Below are 23,151 nucleotides of genomic sequence, written 5' to 3' on the forward strand. Positions count from 1 at the left end.
AAAAACTACGTGGAAATGGGCGGGCTGAAAATATGGTGCTTATGGTGAAAGTGCCGGTAAGCATGCGTGATGATCAATAAAATATATCAGTTGAAGGAGTAGAGTGAATATGGCTGGTTCTGGCCTTTCTCAAGTTGATTCCAATATGGCTTTTGATGATCTCAAACGACTTATTCATGGTAAGTTGGTTGAAAAGCTCGATTTGACCCGCGTTGGAGATCTGGAAGGTGATTCGCTCAGGCGTGAAATTCGTCTGGTGATCGAACATTTGTGTGATACCGAAAATCCCCTTCTCAACCGATCGGAACGTGAGCGTTTGATCGAGGAAATTCTGGACGAAACTTTTGGCTTTGGTCCACTGGAATTGCTGCTTAAAGATCAAGATATTGCAGATATCATGATCAATGGTCCCAAGCATGTTTTTGTCGAAAAATGTGGTCGTATTCAACGTTCAAATGTTGTTTTCCGGGACAATCAGCATCTGCTGCAAATTCTTGATCGTATTGTTTCCAAAGTGGGACGCCGTGTCGATGAAACTTCTCCTCTGGTAGATGCCCGCTTACCCGACGGATCTCGACTTAATGCCGTGATTCCTCCGCTGGCGCTGGATGGACCTTCGTTAACGATTCGTAAGTTTGGATCGAATCCATTGGGGCTGGAAGATCTGTTGAGATTTGGTGCCTTCACGCCGGAAATCGCAATGCTACTGGAAGGTATCATTAAGGCTCGGATTAATACCATCATCAGTGGTGGTACCGGTTCCGGTAAAACAACACTCTTAAATACATTATCCAGCTTTATTCAGGCTGATCACCGTGTCATTACGATTGAAGATGCGGCCGAGCTTCAATTGCAACAAGAGCATGTATTGCGATTGGAAACACGTCCACCCAACATTGAAGGTAAAGGGCAAATCACAGCGACGGATCTTGTAAAGAATGCCCTGCGTATGCGTCCCGACCGAATCATCATTGGGGAATGTCGTGGCCCTGAATCATTGGACATGCTCCAGGCGATGAATACTGGTCACGAAGGTTCTTTGACCACAATTCACGCCAACTCTCCTCGTGATGGTGTTTCCCGTTTGGAAACGATGATCACAATGGGGGGAGTTGAATTACCGCTCAAAGCCCTCCGACAACAATTCGCAGCAGCCGTTGATTTGATTATTCAGGTCAACCGCTTGCAAGGGGGACCTCGTAAAGTGACTCATGTGACTGAGGTACTGAATATGGAACAAGACACAGTTATTATGCAGGATATTTTCCTGTTCATTCAAGATGGCATTGATGAAGAAGGCAGAGCCTATGGTCACTTTGAAGCGACTGGGGTTCGTCCAGCCTTCATGGATCGGCTGGAAGCTGCGGGCGTTCGCCTGCCTTCAAATCTGTTTGCAAATCGTGTTTTACAGGGCTGACGTTTTCAGTTTGGTTAGAGAAGAATAAAAAATTAGAAAAAATAGATCTTCAAACGATAAAGGTAATCAGAGATGGATCAAACACTTATCATCTCAATCGCTGCATTTTTGGGTATGATGGCTTTCGTGGGAGCTGTCATATTCGTATTCAAGGATTTTTCGTCTAGCAAAGCGGAAGATCGTTTAGCGGTGATTACGGGTAAAAAAAAGACAGTAGATGAAACAGCTTCGTTGTTGAAAGACGAAATTGTCAAAGGTGGCATCACCAGTGTTTCAGATCGAGTAGCACATTTTTTTGAGAAGTTCGGCAATCTGAAACTGTTACTGGAGCAGGCAGAGGCTCCGTTTAAAGCAGACACTTTTCTTTTAATGACAGGGGTGGCTGCCGGATTAGGGTTTGCATTAGCCTGGTTTACGAATGCACCTGTACCGTTTTGTCCTGTAGCTGCTTTAGCGACGGGGGGACTCCCCTTTATGTGGTTATTGTTTTGCCGGAATCGACGATTCAAAAAATTTGCACAGCAGCTTCCCGATGCCTTGGAACTGGTAGGTCGCGCGCTGCGATCTGGACATAGTTTGGCCTCGGGATTGAGTGTCGTCGTACAGGAAATGCCGCCCCCGATCGCAACGGAATTTGCTATGGCGTATGAAGAACAGAATCTGGGTATTCCCATCGATGAGGCGTTGAAGAGTATGCTCAAACGAATGCCCAACCTCGACTTGAAGTTTTTTGTGACCGCAGTTGTGATCCAACGACAGGCAGGGGGAGACCTTGCTGAAATTCTGGACAAAATTGGTCACATTATTCGGCAGCGTTTCAAAATTATGGGACAGGTTCAAGCATTGACCGGGGAAGGCCGAATCAGTGGAGTTGTTTTGATGGCTCTACCAATTGCTCTGTTTTTTGCAGTTTACTATCTGAACCCGGATTACGTCATGTTGCTCTTTACCGATGAATTAGGGCGTAAAATGATAGCCGGTGGAATTGTTCTTCAGGTTCTGGGAGCCCTCTGGATCAAGAAGATTATTAATATCAAGATCTGATTAAACGCACGTCAGAATTACTGGATCAACTTTTTACTATTTAAAAATGAGAGCCAAAAACGTTGGCTGAGTGTGGGAGAGTGAATTATGGATTTTGTTCAACTATTACCGTGGGCGATCTTTGGGATGGTGATTGTCGGTGGTATCGCATTGATCAACAAACTGAACTCAGATCAATCGCGTACTACGGAGAGACTGGACGAGTTACGCAATCCGCACTTACGCAATAACCCAGACGCCGCTCAGTCTGCCAGTACACTATTGGAAAAGGCAGCGCCCACACTTTCCAAAGCATTGACGCCCAAATCAGAACTGGAAGAGAACAAATTAAAAGTGAGGTTAGCAAATGCCGGATACAATTCGGAGAATGCGTCGTCAATCTATCTTTCATTAAAAGTCGCTCTAGGATTACTAGGATTGTTGCTGGGGTCAAGTTATGGTTTTTATCGTTTTGGATTTGCCCAAAATGGTTGGACGGCATTGGTCATTGGCGGTGGTATTGGTTTTTATCTACCCGAACTGGTCTTACGTTTTTTAGCAAGTTCTCGAATCTCACGTATTTTCTTGTCTTTACCTGATGCATTAGACTTGCTTGTTGTGTGTGTCGAAGCGGGGCTGGGGCTTGATGCTGCCATGAGGCGGGTTTCGGAAGAACTGGAAGAAACGGCCCCGGATGTGTGTAGTGAATTTGCTTTGTGTAATCTGCAATTACAGATGGGGCGCCCACGACGTGAAGTATTACATGATTTGGGTATCCGCAGTGGTGTCGATGACATGCGTGCTCTGGCCGCTATCTTGATTCAGGCAGACAAGTTTGGTTCATCAATTGCTCAGGCGTTGAGAGTCCAATCTGACAGCATGCGTGTGAAACGTAGCCAGATGGCAGAAGAGCAGGCGGCGATGACTGCGGTGAAGATGATCTTTCCTCTGGTGCTGTTCATTTTTCCGGGAATTTTTGTCGTCCTGGTCGGTCCTGCTGCCATCATGATGATTAACGGTTTACTTGCGAACTAACTCTGAAGTTATTTTTAACTGCAAATTCATCAAACAGCTTTGTTAACACCTTTGAACATTTCGATGATCAAAGGTGTTTTATTTTCTTTACAGTTGATGTTTACATTTTAGAGATCCTTAGAAATAGAAGAATAATCCTCATTGTAAATTGGTAATATTTACCCTCAATGTCTGCTTTTGAGTCATTTTGCTGGTATCAAACAGTCTCAATCCCGAATCTCTTTTCCAAAGGGGGTTTGGCACTTATTTTGCGTTAAATTGAATTACATTAGATATTTAAGTGGGGTACAAATATATCATGCTCATGTCGTGAGTTCGATCTTTGCCGCATTAGATCTCTTTTTTCTTAAATGTCATACGCGGGCCTTGAGATGACGAATAGCAAGGTTCTGCGATCTTAGTGTCGATTGAACATCAACTGCGAATTGTATTCAAAGTTTAGCGTTACTTGAATATGGTTCAGAGGCATTGTTTTTTTGACAAACAGTAATAAGGCACATATAAAATTCACTGTCCAATTTTCTAGATCGACAATTTCAGATGCCCGCCCCTCCAAACTGGCTTAGTTCGATGGCTAATCAAGTCGCCTCTTTGATGTATGATGTCGATGTGCTTGCGCCTATTGGTTGTCACTTTTTTCATAATGCAAGCCGTAACGAATGGGAAGTCACTCTGTTTGCTTCGAATACAGAAATTGTAGGCGGTGAGTGGGACGGTGTTTTGGCACCTTCCAAGTTCTGTTTTGATATTCTCAAGCTGGGGGAATATTTTGAAGAAGTGCGTGCTTTGTACTGGCAGGCTTTACCTGTTGATTATGACGACCAACTCGGCCCACATATTTCGATCGAAGCGACTTATGAAGGGCATCAGGTTTGGGTTCGCGTTCTGGCGGAATCACCAGAAGAATTTGAACCAGGTCGCCGAATTCAAGCTTATGATGCGAACCTGAAAGAGATCTGGTAATTGAATCTTTTATCCGTTCTGGAATAAAAGCTGAGTTAGTAGACCCAGATCAGGTCTGCTCTTCGATATCTTATGATTACTGAAGTCTCGGGATATCAGGAAGGTGCATCAAGTAGACCGGTACTCGCAATCAACTGGTACACTCTGATTTGACTATAAGGCCGGGGTTTCGCATAAGCAAAATTTCAGGTTACCTAAGGTCTTTTTTCATCTGTTTTTCACCTTCTGCTTCCGCAGCAGGATCAATTTCGACTGTGACATCATACTCGCCTTCGACCATCGGTTTTTCTCCACCACAGCCGAACAGGAAGGGAGTTAAAAAGGTTAACAGTAAAAAAGAATATCGATTCATGATGTCTGTTCTTCCGTTTGATTTTAGAATACCGATTAGAGAAATAGACTGTCATTTATTTAAAAAGCGGGTGTAGAAAAACTCATTTATTTCTTCAAATTCCAAAATGAGACGACGCTTATCCCTGGTATCGGTGTTAGATACATCGCCACTTGATGCTTGAAATCAAGTGGCGATGAACGTACTCGATATAAAAAGGTCAGATACGAATCTTACCATTCACCAATGACATTTCCATCAGCAGGGGCACCCAGATCTCGCCATGTCTGTAAATCGATGCTGTTAGATGCAAAGCGGACTGCACCATCGGCGACTAAGACGTGGACTCCTCCAGTGTGCTTACTTCGTGCTGCTAGAATTGCTGCAGTCGTACTAGAGCCACCACCACAGTCAGGCTGTTCATGATTCGGCCCATAGACGGTACCATAATAATGTGCCTCATAGACCTGAGCCCAGAACCAGGAGAAGCCTTGCTGGGCACCTCCCGTATATGCAGGAAAGCCGCTGGTCTGACAACTGGCTGGACAGACGCCACCTGAGGGCTGGTCACTACAGAGAGGGGCACTTGCAAACGTTTCTGAAACCATCATGGTGTTTGAGGTCCCGTCTTCAATATCTCGAATTCGGACATTACTGTTCTGTGCGAAAATCGAACCAGAGATGTTCGCGGTTGAAGATGCTCCTGTACCTCGACATGCCATATAGTTTGTTGGACCATAAGTTCCACTTGGTTGACGGGATGAATCACTGGGGCAGCGAACTACAGGTAACTTTTCTCTGCGGATATTGTTATTGGGAGCGGCACTGACTCCGCTTTCCATTTCCCAGTTAATTTGATTGTAGAGAGGTGCCTGATCAAGGAAGGGAAGAATCCGTGGGATCCAGCCGAGTTGGCTTGTTGTCCAGGATTGAACTCCTGAGCCATAGGTTCTTCTCACATCCCCTGGTGGGAACGTTCTGAAATTATCGTGATAATTGTGTAAGGCCAGACCAATCTGTTTCAGATTGTTTTTACACTGTGAGCGACGTGCTGCTTCGCGTGCTTGTTGAACTGCTGGCAACAGTAAGGCAATTAAGATAGCGATGATAGCAATCACTACCAGCAGTTCGATCAACGTGAAGCCGCGTTTCCTTTTGAGCAACATTCTTTCCATAACTTGAACTCCCGGAAATAAAATAAAGAAACAAAAACAGATACCGAATAAGGCATAAAACGAACCTCTATTTCAGTCAGTATTTTCACTGACGAAATAAAGGGGATTTTGCTTAATAAAATTTGAAGTGATTAGACTGATTTCAGTCTTTTAAGTGAGTTCAATTAACTTATGAGTAACTACAACCATACTTAGATAATGGATACATAGTTTCTTATATTGATTAATTTTTTATTGATAAATGAAAATACCAGTAAGAATAGGTGTTTTTAATTTACCTGAAGGGAGAAATAAATCAAGCCTAAAAACGTACTCAAGAGTTGAGTAGTAAAGAAAGATCATCAGATAAGATTATTTGAAGGGTAGCCTTTTTTAATTTAACTTGTTTAATTAATTGTGGGTTGGCTTTAAAAAATAGAAGAGAATGAGATGAGGCCATCGCTAAGTATTAGCTATGATAGTGAATTAAGGCCACGAGAGAGCTTAGAATTTAAGTTTTGGCGACCCCATGATTGATATACTCAGGTTCTTTGTAAAACGAACCTGGTTAACCTGAGAAAATTATCGATTTTCTTTCATCGCTTTCTTTTGCGCGGCCGCTTCCTCAGCTGGATCAAGCTGGTCAGCTTCGTTGAACTCACCTTCTTTCACCATTGGTTCTTCTGCACCACATCCAAACAGGAACGGAATCGAGCAGGTAACAATCAAGAGAGATGATAAGTATCGAATCATTTTTGTTTCAATCTGTAATTATTAGAGTTTGGAAAATTATGAGTGTTACGTACCGATTAAAAGATGTGAGTGGCTCTTTATCACAAATTTAGAAATGATCGCCACCTGATTTGAAAAACAAGTGGCGATCATCAGTTATTAATCAGTGAGCACTAAGTGTGTTACTTACCATTCACCAAGCACGTTCCCGTCATCAGGATCGCCTAAATTTCTCCAAATGGATAGGTCGATGTTTTCGGAAGCGAAGCGGACTGCCCCATCTGCCAGTAGAACATGGACTCCACCCACATGCTTGCTGCGAGCAGAAAGGTGTGCTGCTTGCGAACTGGAACTTGCACCACAGTCAGGTTCAGAGTGATTAGGAGTATAAACTGTGCCGTAATAGGCTGCCTCATACAGAGCTGCATACATCCATGAGTAACCTTGCTGTGCGCCTCCTGTATAGGGGGTTTTTGTGATACAACTGGCAGGACAAACACCTCCCGAAGGCTGGTCATCACAGAAGGGAGCACTGGCAAAGGTTTCTGAGATCATCATGGAATTCGAAGTTCCGTCTCCAATATCACGAATCTTGGTATTGCTATTGTTGGCAAAGATTGATGTATCAGGGCTACCAGTTGTAGTAGTGGTAATTCCTCTACATGCCATGTAGTTTGTGGGGCCGTAATCTGCTGATGGTTGACGAGAAGAATCACTGGGGCAGCGAACTACGGGCAATTTTTCTCTTCTGAGAGCATTATTAGGAGCGGCACTAACTCCGGCTTCCAGTTCAAAATTGATTTGATTGTAGAGTGGGGCCTGATCAAGGAAAGGTAAAATTCGAGGAATCCAACCCAGCATGCTGGTTGTCCAGGTCTGGACCCCGGCACCATAAGTTCTTCTCACATCTCCTGGAGGAAATGATCTGAAGTTGTCGTGGTAATTGTGTAAGGCCAGGCCAATTTGCTTAAGATTATTTTTGCAAGTTGAACGGCGTGCGGCTTCACGCGCCTGTTGAACAGCTGGTAACAGTAAGGCAATTAAGATTGCAATGATCGCAATCACCACCAGCAACTCAATCAGTGTGAAACCACGCTTCTTTTTGAGTAACATTTTTCCCATACTTTGTACTCCTGGAAATAAAAAATAATCTTAAGAAAGGCATAAGATGTAAAATGAAACAACATTTCGACCAACGAAAATGGTGTTGGTGAAACACGACTCGTTAGATTTCTGTTCTATTTTTAGTGAAAACGGAGGAAAGTTTCGTTTGCCTGCTACACGAACATTGGGTTTTCAAGTGGTGGGATGACTAGTCCAAATAAATGTTTGTACTAACAAGGCAAACTACGGTGAATACTAGTAAAACAATTAATTTATTCTAAATAATATTGAGGCTGAAACAATAATAGTAAGTGCATATTTTGCCTTTAATTAATGTTTTATTTATTAAATATGGTGTTTTGTCCATGTTTAGTAAGTGTTTTTGCTAAAAGCGGTTAGAACAACGGTTTTCGTGTCATTCATTCTGATTCTACTTTGTCATGAAACTCATCAGTGTAGGTCAAAACCAGCGTATCATTGAGTTGAAACTGAGTCTCAATATGCCTATAGTGAAGAGGAATAACACAGTAAATGCACTTAAATACACGCTATATTGCTTTCTTTTGTGTTGAGATCGTATTTGTGATGACGTTAAACCAGATTATCAAAGGCCAGATTGCGCGGATCACCCAAATCAATGGTGAAGATGCTGTTTCCATTCGCTTAATGGAGATGGGGCTTATTGATGGTGAGGAGATACAACTCTTAGGCAAAGCGCCTTTAGGTGATCCATTGGAGTTTGCGGTACGTGGCTACCGTTTATCTCTTCGATTGAATGAAGCAAAGTGTGTTGAGGTCGAGATCGTATAACTTCAGTGCTTTCTGAATTTGCAGGCCATAATGTTTCCTTCCAAATGAAAGCGACGCTTTCAGAGCTTCCAGTTTCATGACCAACTCTCCTGCCATAACACAAAAAAAATTGACTGTTGCCATTATTGGTAACCCCAATACAGGAAAGAGCACTCTATTCAATCATCTTTCCGGTGGGCACGCTCATATAGGAAATTTTCCTGGTGTGACCGTGGAAAAGAAGGTGGGGAGTGTTACCTGGGAAGGCCGGAGCATCGATCTGGTTGATTTGCCGGGAACCTATAGTCTGGCACCTCGCTCTATTGACGAAATGGTGGCAGTTGATGTCTTGCTGGGAAGACAAAAAGATGTTCCGCTTCCCGATGCCATCGTTTGCATAGCGGATGCATCAAATCTGGAACGAAATCTTTATTTGTTCAGCCAGATTCTTGATTTGTCGATTCCCGTTGTTTTAGTTCTCAACATGTGTGATCTTGCTCGCTCACGGGGGATTGAGATTGATGCAACGGCTTTATCACAAAAACTAAAATTACCTGTGGTGTGTACCGAAGCGCATGCTGGGAAAGGAGTCAATGAATTAAAGGCAGAAATAGTACGGATTGGCGTTGGAGAGAAACATCTGCCTTTGTCTCTTTTTCCCGATGCCTTTTACCACGAGCGCGAGCAGTTGTCTGAGAAGCTTCAGACCGATGAAGATGGAATACCCCCCGATTTTCTGGTGGATCGATTACTGCTTGATGTGGGGGGGTATGTCGAATCGTACTTTGAGCACCATACTCATAATGGCCTGATGGATGATTTACGTCAGGCACGCCTGCGCTTGAAGGAGGCAGGTTATGCTGTTCCGGCGATGGAAGCGCGCTTGCGTTATGGCTGGAGCAGGGATCTGTTAAAAGACGTCATAAAACATCCCCAAGAACATCAAGTGACGACCTCTGATCGAATTGATCGTTGGTTAACCCATCGTGTATTTGGTTTTCTATTTTTTTTCGCGTTGATGTTTTTTGTGTTTCAGTCTGTCTTTACCTGGGCAGGCCCTGCCATGGATCTGATTGAAGCGGGGCAGGGAATGGTAGAGGGAGCTGTGGAATCGTTGATTTCTCCTGGTCCATTGAGAAGCCTAGTTGTAGATGGAGTGGTGGCTGGTGTTGGAGGTGTGCTCATTTTTCTTCCACAGATTGTGATTTTGTATTTCTTTATTGCAGTATTGGAAGACAGTGGTTATATGGCACGCGCAGCATTTATCATGGATCGATTAATGAGAAGTCTGGGGTTGAGTGGCAAATCGTTCATTCCGTTGATGTCCTCTTTTGCTTGTGCTGTCCCCGGGATTATGGCAACGCGCGTCATTGAAAATCGACACGAACGACTGGTGACAATTTTAGTGGCGCCTTTAATGAGTTGCTCGGCGCGTTGGCCTGTCTACACACTTTTTATCGCTGCTTTCATTCCGAATATTGCTTACCTGTCACTGGCAGGGAGTCCCCTGGTGACATTGCAGGGACTCGTACTGTTTGGCATGTCATCGATTGGAGCATTGGTTGCGATTCCCGTAGCCTGGTTTTTGAAACGAGTTTGTTTCAAAGGGGATGTGGCACCATTTGTAATGGAATTACCGGGTTATAAATGGCCTTCTCCTCGTAATGTAATTTTACGAGTTTATAATCGTGCGAAGTCTTTTGTCGTTAAAGCTGGTACTTTGATTTTTCTGACATCAATCATAATTTGGGCCGCTGGCTATTTTCCGGGTGACCATAGCGAGCAATTTCAAATTCAGCAGAGAATCGAAACGATTGATTCTAAAGTTCAAAAACTTGAAGTTGAGATTACCGAGACTGATGAAGGTGATCAGATGGCTCTCAAGGAATTACAAGCTCAAAAGGAATTACTTTCAGCGGAGCAGACTGGATTGAATGAGCAGCAGAATCTGGTGAGCAGTCAATTAGTGGAATCCAGTTTTTTAGGTCAGGCAGGGCATTTGATTGCTCCCGTAGTCAAACCTCTGGGATGGGACTGGAAAATAGGTGTGGGAGTAATAGCATCCTTTCCTGCACGAGAAGTGATTATTTCCACTTTGGGAACCATTTATAGTCTGGGCGGAGACGTAGGTGAAGATGACGAAGGATTGATTGGCTCAATCCGTGCTGCGACCTGGCCTGATGGCAGCAAGGTGTTTAATGTTCCGGTCGCGATTTCGATTATGGTCTTTTTCGCTTTGTGTGCCCAGTGTGCGGCGACATTGATGGTCATTCGGCGAGAAACCAACAGTTGGTTGTGGCCGGTAATCTCATTTACCTATATGACAACGCTGGCCTATGTGGGAGCATTCATTTCCTATCAGGTGGGGATGTTGTTTTAACTAAAGTTGATAGTGGTAACATATATAAATACCATTCGAATTTTAGGATCAGTCCGGGTTATGAATCAGATTGACTGGCAACTAGTGGGAGCCCTGGCTTGTGTTGCGACAGCCGTCTTTTTTCTGCTCCGTCGTATTGTGCGTTTTTTCAAACAAAGGACTGGCTGTGCTGGCGCCTCCTGCACTGGTTGTGATTCAGGAACTAGTAAAACTCCCGACTTTGTTTCGCTGGATCAACTGAAACATTCCGACTAGATCAGACCGCAATTCTCAGGCTCAACGCTGACCTGCTCTTGAAGTACAAATTTTTCCCCTCTTCTATGCAGATGATATCGGATAAAATCGGTGATGCTCTGGTGATTTTTCTGGTATGTCTCCATTCCGGACTCGTTGAAAGAGAGCCAGTTGGTTCGTCTGTTTCTATTCACTGATTGTGACAATTATCATCTTGAAGGGCGTAAACCAGTCAAGGGGTGATCGATGTGTGAAAGTGAGTTGAAGGATCTGCGATGTAAAATGAATGCTGCTTCAAAACAGGTGAAACGATTTGATAGCTATGCAAATCAATGGTGTTGATTGTGAATCGGATCAGGGACTATCTCGTTTATTTGTAATTTCAAGTGGTTTTTATAGTGATAGAATCACCAGGGGATAATCGATGCACTATCAAGAAAATATTCCCACGCGCGCGACGCAGATTACGCAGTTTTAAGTAGAGACTTCGCTAAGTCAATATTGAAAATGAGTCCTGTTTTTAAGGAAAATTAGATGAGACTTAAATCTGTCAATTGAGTTTTAAATCAATTGTTTTCCGACAGATCTACGTTTCTGAGCGTTTGGTTTTGAAATCAAAGAGAATACGATAGCGAATAAGGAAACAGTGATGATTCTTTTGAAGTTGTTTTTGAATAGAAAGTAAGTAAATGAAAACCGGGATCAGTTTAAGCATTCTGTTCTTACTCACAATTCTTAGTAGCGGTTTTGTTTTTAGTAGTCATATTGAGGCAGCCGATAAATCGAAATCGAAGAATGAAATCGATAAAAAGAACTCTGAGTATGCTAATCCAGTTGCACGAAATCGTGGGCGACTTTATCAGGTGAGTATACCGCCTCGTGAACAGGATGCTTATGAAAATGCCTACTACCGATTGTGGGTTCCCGATCATGTCAAACAGATTCGAGGGGTCATCGTGCGACAGCATGGTTGTGGTGCTGGTGCCAGGAAGTATGGTCTGGAACACGCGGATGATTTGCAGTGGCAGGCTTTGGCCAGAAAGTGGGATTGTGCGTTGCTAGGAACTCAAATCTGGGCACCTGAAGAAGAATGCAGCACCTGGTATATGCCCGCTGATGGTTCGGAGCACGCATTTTTTTCTGCACTTCAGAAGTTGGGGAAGCTTAGTCATCACCCTGAGATTGCAAAGGCACCCTGGTGTTTATGGGGGCACTCCGGTGGTGCGTTGTGGGTGATGAATATGCTGTACCGAAATCCGGAACGTGTGATTGCCGTGTTTCCTCGTTCGGGAGGATTGGCTCCCGTCAATCGAGAGTTACCCCGTAGTCAGCCGCTTAAACCGGATAGTAACTCCGCTGTCTTTCAGGTTCCCGTGATGTTCTGTTATGGTGAAAAAGAAAATCAGCCTGGTGAGCGTTTTTATGCAGCAGTGATTGGTACACATCACGTTTTTGATGTCGCACGCGAAAAACAGGCGCAGTGGTCAGTTGCCGAACACCCTGGTTCGAGTCATGAAAACAGTAATAGCAGGTTACTGGCGATTCGTTTTTTTGACTCAATACTCAAACAGCGTTTACCAAACGATTCAAAATCAACCAAACTGAAACAGCTCGATTATCAGTCAGGTTGGCTTGGCGATCTAAAATCAAAATCAATTCAGTCACTTATGAAGCATCAGATCGTTGATTCAAAGCAACAGTCCTGGTTACCCGATAAGAAGGTGGCTGCAGCCTGGCGCGAACTGGTAAAGTCAGGTAGGATTTTGGATACATCACCTCCTGCCGCACCTTTAGCAGTACAGGTCAGCAGTGTGTCAGGCAAAGGTGTGAAACTCGAATGGCAGGCAGAAGCCGATTTGGAAAGCGGAATTCATGCTTTCCAGGTTTATCGCGATGGTGAAATCATTGGTACGGTTCAAGGTCATCGGAATCAACGATGGAATCCTGAGGGGCATTTCCACGCCTGGAATTATTCGGATCAGCCGATATTTGATGATCATCCAGCACCGAAGATGGAGTTCCTGGATCAGACTAATGAGGCTTCTTCAAAGGCAAAATATGAAATTTCGACGGTTAATCAGGCAGGACTAAAATCTTCTCGAACTGTTGGTAAAAAATAATAGTGGAGTTGGTGAAAATAAGGGGAAATATTTGATCTCGAACTCAGACAGCTACGTTTTTAGAAGTAATCATATTCGATAAATAGAAACCATGTCGGAATCAGGGAGAAATGTGATGACTGAAGAGAAACAATATGACCCAATATCGGGTTGGAATCCGCTGGCTGTTTGTTTGTGTGGATTATTGTTAGCAGTGTTTTTGTTCGTGTCTGCCGTTGCGGCAGAAAGTGTGCCACTAATCTTACTGGCGATCATAATAGTGCCAGCCTGTATCATTGGTTTGTTTGGGTGTATGGCGGTTGCTCCGAATCAGGCACGAGTTTTATTGTTGTTTGGTGAGTATAAAGGGTCAGTGACGCGCTCTGGTTTTTTCTGGGTCAATCCGTTTTTCTCCAAACAAAAGATCTCTTTGCGAATTCGTAATTTTGAGACCGGATCAATCTCAACTCCTGAGCAGAAAGATCCCACGACCGGGAAAATTCTTCAGGCCAAAAGTCGTTCGGCGGGAAAACCTTCGAAAGTGAATGACCGAGATGGTAATCCGGTCGATATTTCCACGGTAGTAGTCTGGCGTGTAGTCAATACCGCGGAAGCAATGTTCGAAGTAGATGACTATGAAGATTTTGTGGCCGTTCAAAGTGAAGCAGCATTACGTAATCTTGCCAGTCGTCATCCTTACGATAGCGAAGACCATGAAGTGTCTTTACGTGGTAATACAACTGAAGTCTGTGATCAGTTAAAGATTGATATTCAGGAACGTCTGGATAAAGCAGGCGTCGAGGTCATAGAAGCACGTATCAGTCATCTTGCTTATGCACAGGAAATTGCTGCCGCGATGTTACAACGACAACAGGCACAAGCAGTCGTGGCAGCCAGAACTAAAATTGTTGAGGGAGCAGTTGGAATGGTCGAAATGGCTTTAGACCATCTGGCAGAACGGAGAGTCATCGAATTGGATAACGAACATCGGTCAGCGTTGGTATCTAATTTGTTGGTTGTATTATGCAGCGATCGTCATACTCAGCCCGTGGTCAATACAGGAAGTTCACACTCATAGAGTTTGATTCATTGATTGATATGAGATCCCAGATTTTTTTTGGATAGCTTCTCTCAAAAACTGAAGTACGAAAAAGAATAGAACTTTAAAAGGACTTACTCCGGTTCGTATTCGATCTGAAAATGTTAAGGTAAAGCTAAAATGAAGGAAGGGAAGATGAGCCAACCCTCATCTCCCCTTCTGCCGTTCAGGGACTAGCATTGTATGAACAAAAAGAATTACGATGAAGACGTAACTGATTGCTCTGCTATCAACAAATTGTCTACTCGATTCAAAAATTTACTATAAAAAAATAGAGAATGTTGGAATATTCAGAAAAGAAATATCGGTACAATAATTCCATTCAGTTTTTGGAACGCCACTTATAAAAGTATAGTTGCGAGTTAAAATTTTATTGAAACTCTATGTAAGACTTTTCTGTGTAATTCATTCAGGGGTTGCATAAGTACAAAATAGAATGAAATATACGGAAGAAAATGAGAAGAAAGTGGAGCGCAATTACTTCACTTTTGGAGGATCGGGGTCATTAAAATTTACAACGGATTCCCAAGTTGTGCCGATGTGGAGTTCATCGAAGAGATATTTGCTGTTTCTACCTGCAAAGATTCGAACATGATCAAATACTGTTGAATCATAAAATGGGTCAGTGGTGCATGTCCAAATATGTGGTTCTTGCTCTGGGATTTTTTCGGTTCCAGAAAAAACGCGTAAAAATATCTGGTCTGGTGATTTTTCACTCGCCACAATTTTCCCAACAAAGAAATATGGTTTTTCATCTTCTAATGGTGGCGCTTTCTCAACTGTTTGAGTCTGAATACGTAAAGAGGGAAATCTGTTAGAACTGATGCCAAATAATATTTTTTTCGCGTTTTTTTGATCTTCGTTCGATTTCCCCAAGTTCCATAAGGAAATGTTTCCATACTGACGGTCAATGGCAGGACTCCATTTTCTTTTCTGAATAAAAAAGCTGATGTAGTAGATTGCGTCAATATCGAGCCGAACTGGTTTTTTTAAAGTGCGCCAGCCGATCTTTCCACGTTCTATTTCGACACAACCTAATTGGTTAGGTGAAAGTTCTTTAGGCACGAGTGACTTTGTAGGATAGCTATTTCCGACAGCGAGCCCTGACCAGTTTTTATGATTTCGCCAATGGGTTTCCCAGCCAATTCCCCCTCGCTGCCATTCGGAAAGCTCTTCTGGAGTGATGATTTTTGAGGGATGAAAACTGTCATAAGCAATTAACTCATCCAGATTGACCTTCTTTGCATTTCTCGGCTTTCCTGGAACTTCACGTTGAAACTTTGTCAACTCTAAAGGAATATCTTTGTTTTTTGTGATATCCCGCGCTTTCCCTTGATTGACGATCAAATCTTTGGACTTGCCTGAGGGCTCTACTCTGACAGAGCCTTGAAAAACATGCAGTTCCGTATCTCCGTTGTCCTCCACTTTCGTTCCATATTCAGTACCGATGTCAAAGAAAGTGGCTTGGGGAGTCGTTAACGCGAATTCCGGTGCGGATTCATATCCATGTAGAACGACCTCTCCTGAATCAACTATTGCAGAGTTTGCTGAATTGATATGGATTTTTGTTGGGCCTTTGAGAACTAAGCGAATTCCACTATCAAAGCGGAATTCTGCAGTTCCTGTTTCCAAATAGAGGTCCTTTGTTAACAATCGCTGTCCAGAGAAAAGAGGTTCGGTATCACCGCCCCATACGCAATTATTTGATCGTGTGAGAGTGGCTACATAAGGCAGGTCTTTGGGCTCTGTGATTCTTGGAATATTTACAGCAGGGATGGGTTCCCAGATAAAGCGACCTGTGATTGACTTTTCTGCGAACAGCATGAGAGAAACTGAGGCCGTTGCTACAGCCAGGTAACTGAGCATCGAGAATAGTTTCGTGTTTCGTCTAAAAACAGGTGCTTTTGAAGCTGGTTTAGTTTGAGGGACCTCATCAGTGAAGATTTGGTCAAGTTCTTTTAATCTTTCAACGTAGCTTTTCTGAACACCGGTTTGGATATCGAGATAATCAAAGTAAGTCTGCATCGCTTCAGGAGTCGAACTAAGATATTGTTCCAGTTCTTCAAATTCTGATTTGGATATTTTACCGTCAATCAGTTGATTTAACAGTCGATCAAAATTGGGAGGGAGCTCATGAACAGTCATTGCGATTGGCCCTCACTTTTAAGCTTTCTCAAAATGCATTGAGCTAATTCACGTCTGAGGGTGCTCAGACGGTTGTAAAGTGTTTGGACCGTTTTACCAGCTTTCTCTGCAAATTCTTTGATGGACTGTTTTTCAAATGTCGCCTGCAAAAGCAATTCCTGATCAGCTGAACTTAAACCGCTGAAGCAGTCTTGCAAAAGCTCAAGCCGAGTGTTGTGATTGCTTAAATGGCGCATCCGCTCCGCAGACATTGTTTCGATTAACTCCTGACTGAAAAAGTGTCGATCGCGTTGAATACTTCTACGAAAATTGCAAACAGTAAAAAAAGCGATTCCACATGCCCAGGAAAAAAAATCTCGTTCTTGATCAAATTCACTGAATTTATTCCAGAGCGTCAAACATACATGTTGATATACGTCTTCTGCATCTGAGTTGTGGGGAACTAAAGTCCGGATATACCCAAAAATGCGTAACCTCTCTGTGGTCAATAATTCTGTAAACACTCTTCTAGCATCTTGATCAGAAGAAGTGTTGAATGTCGACATTAGGTCCGGTATCTCCGTTCAGTGGATTCTGTAAAGCTTGCCAAGTATTTAATATAATGGCTGGAATCAGTCATTAAAATTAAATACTACAAACTTTAGGAAAGAACGGAAATCGTTACCAAATCTGCTGTCATAAACAATGCATACGAGTTATTTTCTATAAATAAAAAGTGTCATGTGCATATAATTTATTGTTCCAAAGTTACTGAGATCTAATGTCATAAATTTGAAAATCGCGTTTTCTTAAAGAATTTAATTTGTAAACATGAATAAAAATATTGTCTTTTTGTTCGAATGATTCGTTTTTCAGCGAAGTATAGAAATCTGATGATATCGGTCTCTTTTTGTGTTAATCTGTGCTTTTAATATAGTATCAAATCGTGTTTTTCAAATTCATTTCTCTTTCTAATTGCGAGTATCACCAATGAAAGATTTAGTGGACAAAATATCTATTGGTATGAACGCTGTTCTAATTTGTTTTCTACTAATCTTTGCAGCATTAGGATGTCAGGACCCTTCTGAAATAGCAAAACAGCAAGATGCAGCTCAGGGCAAACAACAGGAAGCAGTGGGAGACGCTCAAAAACCGGAATTGCCTGAAGGGGGAATGGCCGATCAGGCTGTGCAAAATGTAGAAGCTGGGAATCAGGGAGCACCTCAAAATAACACGAAAAAAAGCATTATTCATAAGACGACAGCCGTTGTCGTTGATGCTAAAAAAGCATTGAAAAATCCAGAGATTTCTGTTGTCGATGGCAAGATCAAAGGGGTTGATCCTTTTACTCAAGCTGGAAGTGCTTATTTTTCGATGGCGTCTCGTGTCAGTACTTTAGGGATGCAGCAAGCGATAAAAGCGTACAAGGCACTCAATGATAAATTTCCTAGTTACGATGAGTACATGAAAATGATGAAGGAAAATCGAGTGGAATTTGCTCAGCTCCCTCCTTACAAAATGTATGGCTACGATGATGAAACGGGAAACATACTGGTCTTGCAGGATAACAAGAAAAAAGCAGAGCTCTATAAAGAAGCGGGGATTCCGCTTGATTGATCAGTTTGGTGTCTGATTGGCATACTATCTGCGTATTACCTCTTTATCACTTTGATTGAAGAGTGGATGTTGTTTTGAAGCAACATTCGTTTCAAAGCAGATTCAATTTGTTGATTTTAAGCAACATCTTGAATGACTTCTGAAGAGGTAAGACTTATGAAATTAAATTTTTCATCAAAAATCAGAAGATGTGTCGCAAAATGCGTTTTGCTGCTTTTATTACCAGGTGCAGTTAGTTTTAGTTTAGGCAATCAGCAAGCTGAAGCAGAGAGCTGGATGTTTAATCGTTCGTATTACAGCCACCAGCTACCCCCAGAGGTTGCAGAGCGTTATCCTCGTCCTCAGAGCCGGTCTGCCTATCGTTTGCCTGAACTGGCGACAACTCCGGGGTTTGCAATCAAAGGCGCAAGGCGTTGGAATTACGTTCGCATGTTTAATGGTAATGGCTTTGACACAACTATTTTACGCAGTGACACGTTTGATGTTGTTTCACCTTAAGATTGCGACTTCAGACCATATAACAGTGTCACCTCTTGCAAACTGGTCTCTGATCAGGGAGATCGTTTTTTCTTCTCTGCCAGAGCTTCATAGTAGCGACGTACTTGTTCTTCATACTTGGGAAGAAACTTCTCAGTATAGACGTTTAGCAGTTGCTGTCGCACAGCAGGGGGTAAATGTCCCCAGGTATCTTTGATATGCCCGTTGGATTTGGTCAGACTGCCCGGGGTCACCAGTCCTTTTTCCTGCCGCTCAGAGGATTGACGTGCTGGTCCTTGAGAGGTTTGGGGTATTTTTTTTTGTCCCATACCACCTTTCTGCTGTTGAGTTTTCTGTTTAGTATTCTGTGGTTGATCTTGTTTTGGCTTTGATTGCTGCGGAGACAACTTAGGGGCTGATTCAATCTCGTGGATTAATTTTTGAATATTTTCAACGACCTTTCGCTGAATATTCTGAGTTTGTTGTCCAGTTTGTTGATTTTCAATCAGTTTTCCGGCGCGCTTCATCTCTTCAATAATCAACTCGACTGGAAGTTGTTGGCCGAGGTTTAACTTTTTGAGTTCTTTTTTGGTTTGTTGATTCAGAACCGGATCTTGGTTTTCTTCATTTTTAGTAATTTTATTGTCATCAGGATTTTTCAGAGGGGTTTCGTCGGCGCACAGCCAAGGCTGAGAAAGGCTGAACACCAGTCCGATTGAGAACATAGAAAGGGCATGAATTACTGGCCGGTTTGTGAATGCAGTCATTGTGGGATCTCATCTATTGGTTGCGGATCATCTGAGAGAGGTTCATTAAAGCGTGCTAACAGTTCCATAGATAACTCTGCTAAAGCTGCTTGTTCCTCAGACAGATCTTTTCGTTCTTGAATTTGCTGCGGAGTCAATGTTTTTACCTGACTGATAGATTGATTAAATGATTTTGTCCTTTGCAGAATATCTTCTTGTAAGAGTTTTAGTAATTTTAACTGTGTGATTAACGAAATCTGATCATTTGGAGGGATTATACTTTCGGGAAGATCTTGAGCTGGATCAGGCTGATTTTGGTTTTGTGACTTTCTGTCATCTAAAACTTTTAACAACTCTATCAATTTTGATCTTACTATTTTTTCGGCAGTTAATGTCTCTTTGTCGGTAAGGCGTTGGCCTAATCTGTTAGTCGCCAGGTCCAATTGATCAATGATTTTTTGAAATGCTAAAGCAAATACAGGAGCCGCCTCCAAATCTAATGCCAGTGATATCGCTAACGATTGTAGTTCTTGCTCTGTTTCGAAAAGCTGTTTCAAGGATTTTAATTGACCACGAGACCACCGCCCACGTGAAAGACGTATCTCTTCAAGGCGAATTGTTTCCTGAATCACAGCTTCTTGTCTTTTGAGTAGATTTTTGATTTCGGAATCTAATTTCTCGAGTGCTTCAAACGCCAGTGACTCTTCCATATCTTTTCTACGTGAAGCTAATTCACGTTGTGCTTGTTCCAGATCATCAAGCGACTCTTGGATTTCTGTTGTGGCATCTTGAAGATTTCCCTGTTTTAACGCATTTTCTATTTTGGAGAGCCGATTTCTGGCTCTTTGAACGGATTGCGCTTCCTGCTGTAAACTCAATCGCTTTAATTGCTGTTCGAATTGTTTTAGTTTTTGTCGCAACTCCTGTTCTTCTTTAATTAGTTTTTCTAGCTTCTCTGTCAGTTTTGTCTGATTTGATGAATTGGCTGCTTTCTGTAACTTCTGTAGCACGTTCTGTTGCTGTTGTTTCAAAAAACTCAGTTCTTGTTCAGACTGTTTTAATTTCTTTAACAACTGGTCCGGCGAAGAATCTGTGGATTGGTGATCAAAAATATCTTTCAACAATTGCATCGATTGCTGAATTTTTTGTTGATCTTGAAGTACCTGTCCCACCTGGTTTTGTTTTAGTTTTTCGGCTATTTGCTTCATCTCTTCCGGAATCGTTTTTTTTCGCAAAAAATCGATAGCTTCCTGATTTCTTAATTGTTCTTCTCGTGTGAGGGCTCCTGATTTTGAATTGAGTGAATCAAGAAGATTTTTAAATGATTTGAAATTTTCAGCCTGTTGTTCCTGGCGGGATGCTAGTTTTTCAAGATCAGCTTGTTCCTGAAGCTTGAGCTTACCAAAAGACTTAGTAATGGTCTTCTGTGCCAGTTTGCTGGTTTGATTCTGAATATCTGATTGTTGCTGAATCTGTTCTTCTAATTCGGAAACGAGATCTCTTGTTTTCTGCCATTGAGAAAGTGATTTTAGAACATTATCCAACCTGCTAATTACCTGCTGCTGGCCTTTTTCAGCGATGTTTAATGCTTCGAGTGGGGCATTGTCAGCAAATGTCTTTTGTTCGGTTTTGCCTGCTTTAGTGTGTTGCTTAGTATTTTCCACATCAGACTGTTCTGAATCTCCCCGGGTCTCAGGTTGAGCATTTGAGTTTGATGATTGCTTTCGTGATGATCCGGAATCAATATTTGACTGAAGTTTTTTGCGAGCTTGTGTGATTTGTTCCTGTATTTCAGGGAAGACATTTTGATTTAATTCAGAAAGCTCTGTGTTGAGCTCCGTAAGTCGCTGACTCATCGTAGGGTCATTAATATGGTTCCACTCAAGTTCTTTCACTAGTTCCTTTGAGCGTTGTTCCAGCCCGGTCCGAGGACTGAATAATTGAGAGGTAATCCGTTTCTGGTCCATTTCTACCTGTTTGATTGTATCAATTTCTTCTGACCTTGCCTTACCGACGCGCTCAAGTTGGTGTTGAACATCTTTCACTTCTGTATGCAAAAGCCGTTGATTTTTTAATACTCGTGTCAGTTCCTCTAGCAAATGTGCATGACGATTTGCTAATTCATTCGCTTTGTACTGCGGGCTTACGAGTGTCAAGACTCTTGAAAGGCTTGTTCCAACTCGATTTAATTCAACCCGATTCTCATTACCTGCTTGAGGCAACATCTGATAATGATCATGTGCTTCTGCTCGAAATATAATTCGGTCACCTTCCGTTAGCGACAACTTGGTAAGATCCCAGACATCGTTCAGAATCACTTGCTCACTTGAATCATTCGGACTGAATGGTAGCGGGAACGATTGACTCTCTCGATCTGTTCTCAGTGCGCGCGACAATGTTTCTTCTTTTGATGATTTTTGAAAACGAATCAGTGCGCTGGCGATTTTTAAATCATCTTGGATTGAAACCGTTAATGGTATTTGAGCTGATGGAGTCACTTGCAAGTCTGTAGCTGGTTTTTCGAGATATACTTCTGGAACGGAATCGGTGATTCCAATGATTTCATAACGTTCCGGGTTGAGAGGCCGAAATCCCTGATCGTTTTCTAATTCAAACCAATAGGAATAGGTACCTGGATCCTGAATGACAAATTGAGCTGAAAATTCTTTCCTGTTCGGCTCTAGTTTTACAGATACAGGTTCTCTATCTTTCACTCGTAAGCTAACAGATTTCAAAAGTTTATTAGAACGCGCTTTGAGATCGACTCGGGTTCCGATCAGAGCTTTGAAGCTACCAATACCGGCAGGTAGTTTTTCAACAGGCTCTTGCGAATAGGCAGGGGGGGTGAGGGTTACCTCTTGTAATTTCAGAGTTGTTGGAGGTACAGAAAGTAGTGTCAGCCACGGCATGGAGTGATCGTCACCTCCAATCGCGCGCAGCCTTATTGTTTTATTGGTGATCCTTAAAGAACCGGTGCCAAGTTCATGGTCTACTGCTGATTGATCTGGGACTGAGACGATTCTTAACGGTTCCGAATTTAATTTCCCACGTGGTTGATGATTCTTGCTAACTTGATACTCGATGCGTAAATCTTCAGGAGGAGTTCCATTGCGGTTTTCAACAAAAAACCGAAAATTCTCACCTTCTACAACCTGATATGGATTATTGGGGCCTGATTCGATAGGTACAAGATTTTCATCCAGAAATTGCAATTCGACATTTTGTGGCCAATCTGGTGCTGAAAAGGGTAGTACAAAACGATGAATGCCTAAAATCACTCGATTTGGATGCAAGATTGAAATGGAAACGACAAATAAACAGAGCAGCGCAGCGCTAATCATTATTTTTCTGATTGGTCTTGTGTCAATCAATTCAAGAAAATTGATTTGAGAGGCTTGCTGGTAGGCATCTTTAATGACTGCCTGCCGAAGCTGTGACGAACCGGTAAAGTGACTCGGTTTTTCTGTATCAAATAAAACACTGCTGGAAAAACTGTCTTTCAGACGAGGGTATTGCCGTTCAATTTTCAGAGCGAGATCAAAATCGGTGAGTGGTGTTTTTAAAGGAATTACCAAATGTTGCCAGAGAGTCCAAACGACAAAGCTTCCCGCACCTAGCCCTAAGATTAATCGAATCATCGGGTCTGAAATCTTTAAGGCCCAATCGAGACTGATTACCAGGGATGCCGAAATCAGTAAGATGGTCAATCCCCAGCAAAGTCCATTCAGCCAGACCAACTGATGAACCTTACGATGCAGTTGCACAAATTGTGCTCGAATGGAAGCAGACATAATTAATGACTTCAGAGATAAAATTGGGGAATCAGA

Annotated in this window: 19 protein-coding genes; 11 read left to right on the forward strand and 8 right to left on the reverse strand. The window is 42.5% G+C overall.

What is annotated here, in order from left to right; all coding sequences use genetic code 11:
- Positions 1 to 109: 109 nt before the first annotated feature.
- The 4 genes from V144x_RS07690 to V144x_RS07705 all read left to right on the forward strand — a co-directional run bounded on the left by V144x_RS07690 (position 110) and on the right by V144x_RS07705 (position 4,438).
- Positions 110 to 1,417, forward strand: a complete 1,308-nt coding sequence (locus V144x_RS07690; RefSeq protein WP_144983757.1) for a CpaF family protein — start codon at positions 110 to 112, stop codon at positions 1,415 to 1,417.
- A gap of 72 nt (positions 1,418 to 1,489) precedes the next feature.
- Entirely contained in the window at positions 1,490 to 2,461 is a 972-nt protein-coding gene (locus V144x_RS07695) for a type II secretion system F family protein (RefSeq protein ID WP_144983760.1), read from the forward strand.
- Positions 2,462 to 2,548: 87 nt separating this feature from the next.
- A complete protein-coding gene (locus tag V144x_RS07700) occupies positions 2,549 to 3,475 on the forward strand; it encodes a type II secretion system F family protein (RefSeq protein ID WP_144983763.1) in 927 nt (308 codons plus the stop codon).
- Positions 3,476 to 4,045: 570 nt separating this feature from the next.
- On the forward strand, positions 4,046 to 4,438 hold the full coding sequence (locus V144x_RS07705; RefSeq protein WP_144983766.1) for a hypothetical protein: 393 nt from the start codon (positions 4,046 to 4,048) through the stop codon (positions 4,436 to 4,438).
- A 190-nt stretch (positions 4,439 to 4,628) separates the two neighbouring features.
- Here V144x_RS07705 and V144x_RS28330 read toward each other — a convergent pair whose 3' ends face one another.
- The 4 genes from V144x_RS28330 to V144x_RS07715 all read right to left on the reverse strand — a co-directional run bounded on the left by V144x_RS28330 (position 4,629) and on the right by V144x_RS07715 (position 7,777).
- Positions 4,629 to 4,790: a hypothetical protein gene (locus tag V144x_RS28330; RefSeq protein WP_197998812.1), complete on the reverse strand. Its 162-nt coding sequence runs from the start codon at positions 4,788 to 4,790 to the stop codon at positions 4,629 to 4,631.
- Positions 4,791 to 5,002: 212 nt separating this feature from the next.
- The gene (locus V144x_RS07710) at positions 5,003 to 5,944 is read right to left on the reverse strand and encodes a DUF1559 family PulG-like putative transporter (protein ID WP_144983769.1); all 942 of its coding nucleotides are present in this window, start codon (positions 5,942 to 5,944) and stop codon (positions 5,003 to 5,005) included.
- Between the two features lie 561 nt (positions 5,945 to 6,505).
- Positions 6,506 to 6,676, reverse strand: coding sequence for a hypothetical protein (locus V144x_RS28335; protein ID WP_197998813.1), 171 nt, complete (start codon positions 6,674 to 6,676; stop codon positions 6,506 to 6,508).
- A gap of 165 nt (positions 6,677 to 6,841) precedes the next feature.
- Complete coding sequence (locus V144x_RS07715; RefSeq protein ID WP_144983772.1) at positions 6,842 to 7,777, reverse strand: DUF1559 family PulG-like putative transporter; 936 nt, start codon at positions 7,775 to 7,777, stop codon at positions 6,842 to 6,844.
- A gap of 513 nt (positions 7,778 to 8,290) precedes the next feature.
- Here V144x_RS07715 and V144x_RS07720 point away from each other — a divergent pair.
- The 5 genes from V144x_RS07720 (at position 8,291) to V144x_RS07740 (ending at position 14,339) form a co-directional block, all read left to right on the forward strand.
- Complete coding sequence (locus tag V144x_RS07720) at positions 8,291 to 8,569, forward strand: FeoA family protein (protein WP_232102751.1); 279 nt, start codon at positions 8,291 to 8,293, stop codon at positions 8,567 to 8,569.
- 76 nt (positions 8,570 to 8,645) lie between these two features.
- Positions 8,646 to 10,928 (forward strand): ferrous iron transport protein B, encoded by a 2,283-nt coding sequence (gene feoB, locus V144x_RS07725; protein WP_144983775.1) that lies wholly within the window; start codon positions 8,646 to 8,648, stop codon positions 10,926 to 10,928.
- Positions 10,929 to 10,988: 60 nt separating this feature from the next.
- Positions 10,989 to 11,183 carry a hypothetical protein gene (locus V144x_RS07730; RefSeq protein ID WP_144983778.1) on the forward strand — a complete coding sequence of 65 codons (195 nt, stop codon included), beginning with the start codon at positions 10,989 to 10,991 and terminating at the stop codon, positions 11,181 to 11,183.
- Between the two features lie 668 nt (positions 11,184 to 11,851).
- The gene (locus V144x_RS07735; RefSeq protein WP_144983781.1) at positions 11,852 to 13,282 is read left to right on the forward strand and encodes a hypothetical protein; all 1,431 of its coding nucleotides are present in this window, start codon (positions 11,852 to 11,854) and stop codon (positions 13,280 to 13,282) included.
- A gap of 115 nt (positions 13,283 to 13,397) precedes the next feature.
- On the forward strand, positions 13,398 to 14,339 hold the full coding sequence (locus V144x_RS07740; RefSeq protein WP_144983784.1) for an SPFH domain-containing protein: 942 nt from the start codon (positions 13,398 to 13,400) through the stop codon (positions 14,337 to 14,339).
- 498 nt (positions 14,340 to 14,837) lie between these two features.
- Here V144x_RS07740 and V144x_RS07745 read toward each other — a convergent pair whose 3' ends face one another.
- Together V144x_RS07745 and V144x_RS07750 are read right to left on the reverse strand one after the other, a co-directional pair.
- Complete coding sequence (locus tag V144x_RS07745) at positions 14,838 to 16,505, reverse strand: FecR family protein (RefSeq protein ID WP_144983787.1); 1,668 nt, start codon at positions 16,503 to 16,505, stop codon at positions 14,838 to 14,840.
- Entirely contained in the window at positions 16,502 to 17,050 is a 549-nt protein-coding gene (locus V144x_RS07750; RefSeq protein ID WP_232102752.1) for a sigma-70 family RNA polymerase sigma factor, read from the reverse strand. Before V144x_RS07750 ends, V144x_RS07745 begins: the two co-directional genes overlap by 4 nt.
- Positions 17,051 to 17,474: 424 nt before the next feature.
- On the opposite strand from V144x_RS07750, the gene V144x_RS07755 reads away from it, so the two are divergent.
- Together V144x_RS07755 and V144x_RS07760 are read left to right on the forward strand one after the other, a co-directional pair.
- Positions 17,475 to 18,101: a hypothetical protein gene (locus tag V144x_RS07755; protein ID WP_232102753.1), complete on the forward strand. Its 627-nt coding sequence runs from the start codon at positions 17,475 to 17,477 to the stop codon at positions 18,099 to 18,101.
- A 132-nt stretch (positions 18,102 to 18,233) separates the two neighbouring features.
- On the forward strand, positions 18,234 to 18,599 hold the full coding sequence (locus V144x_RS07760; protein WP_144983793.1) for a hypothetical protein: 366 nt from the start codon (positions 18,234 to 18,236) through the stop codon (positions 18,597 to 18,599).
- 53 nt (positions 18,600 to 18,652) lie between these two features.
- On the opposite strand, the gene V144x_RS07765 is transcribed toward V144x_RS07760, so the two are convergent.
- Positions 18,653 to 19,345: a hypothetical protein gene (locus V144x_RS07765; protein WP_144983796.1), complete on the reverse strand. Its 693-nt coding sequence runs from the start codon at positions 19,343 to 19,345 to the stop codon at positions 18,653 to 18,655.
- Positions 19,342 to 23,115, reverse strand: a complete 3,774-nt coding sequence (locus V144x_RS07770) for a DUF4175 family protein (protein ID WP_144983799.1) — start codon at positions 23,113 to 23,115, stop codon at positions 19,342 to 19,344. Before V144x_RS07770 ends, V144x_RS07765 begins: the two co-directional genes overlap by 4 nt.
- Positions 23,116 to 23,151: the final 36 nt, after the last annotated feature.

This window comes from Gimesia aquarii, from assembly GCF_007748195.1.
Taxonomy (GTDB): domain Bacteria; phylum Planctomycetota; class Planctomycetia; order Planctomycetales; family Planctomycetaceae; genus Gimesia; species Gimesia aquarii.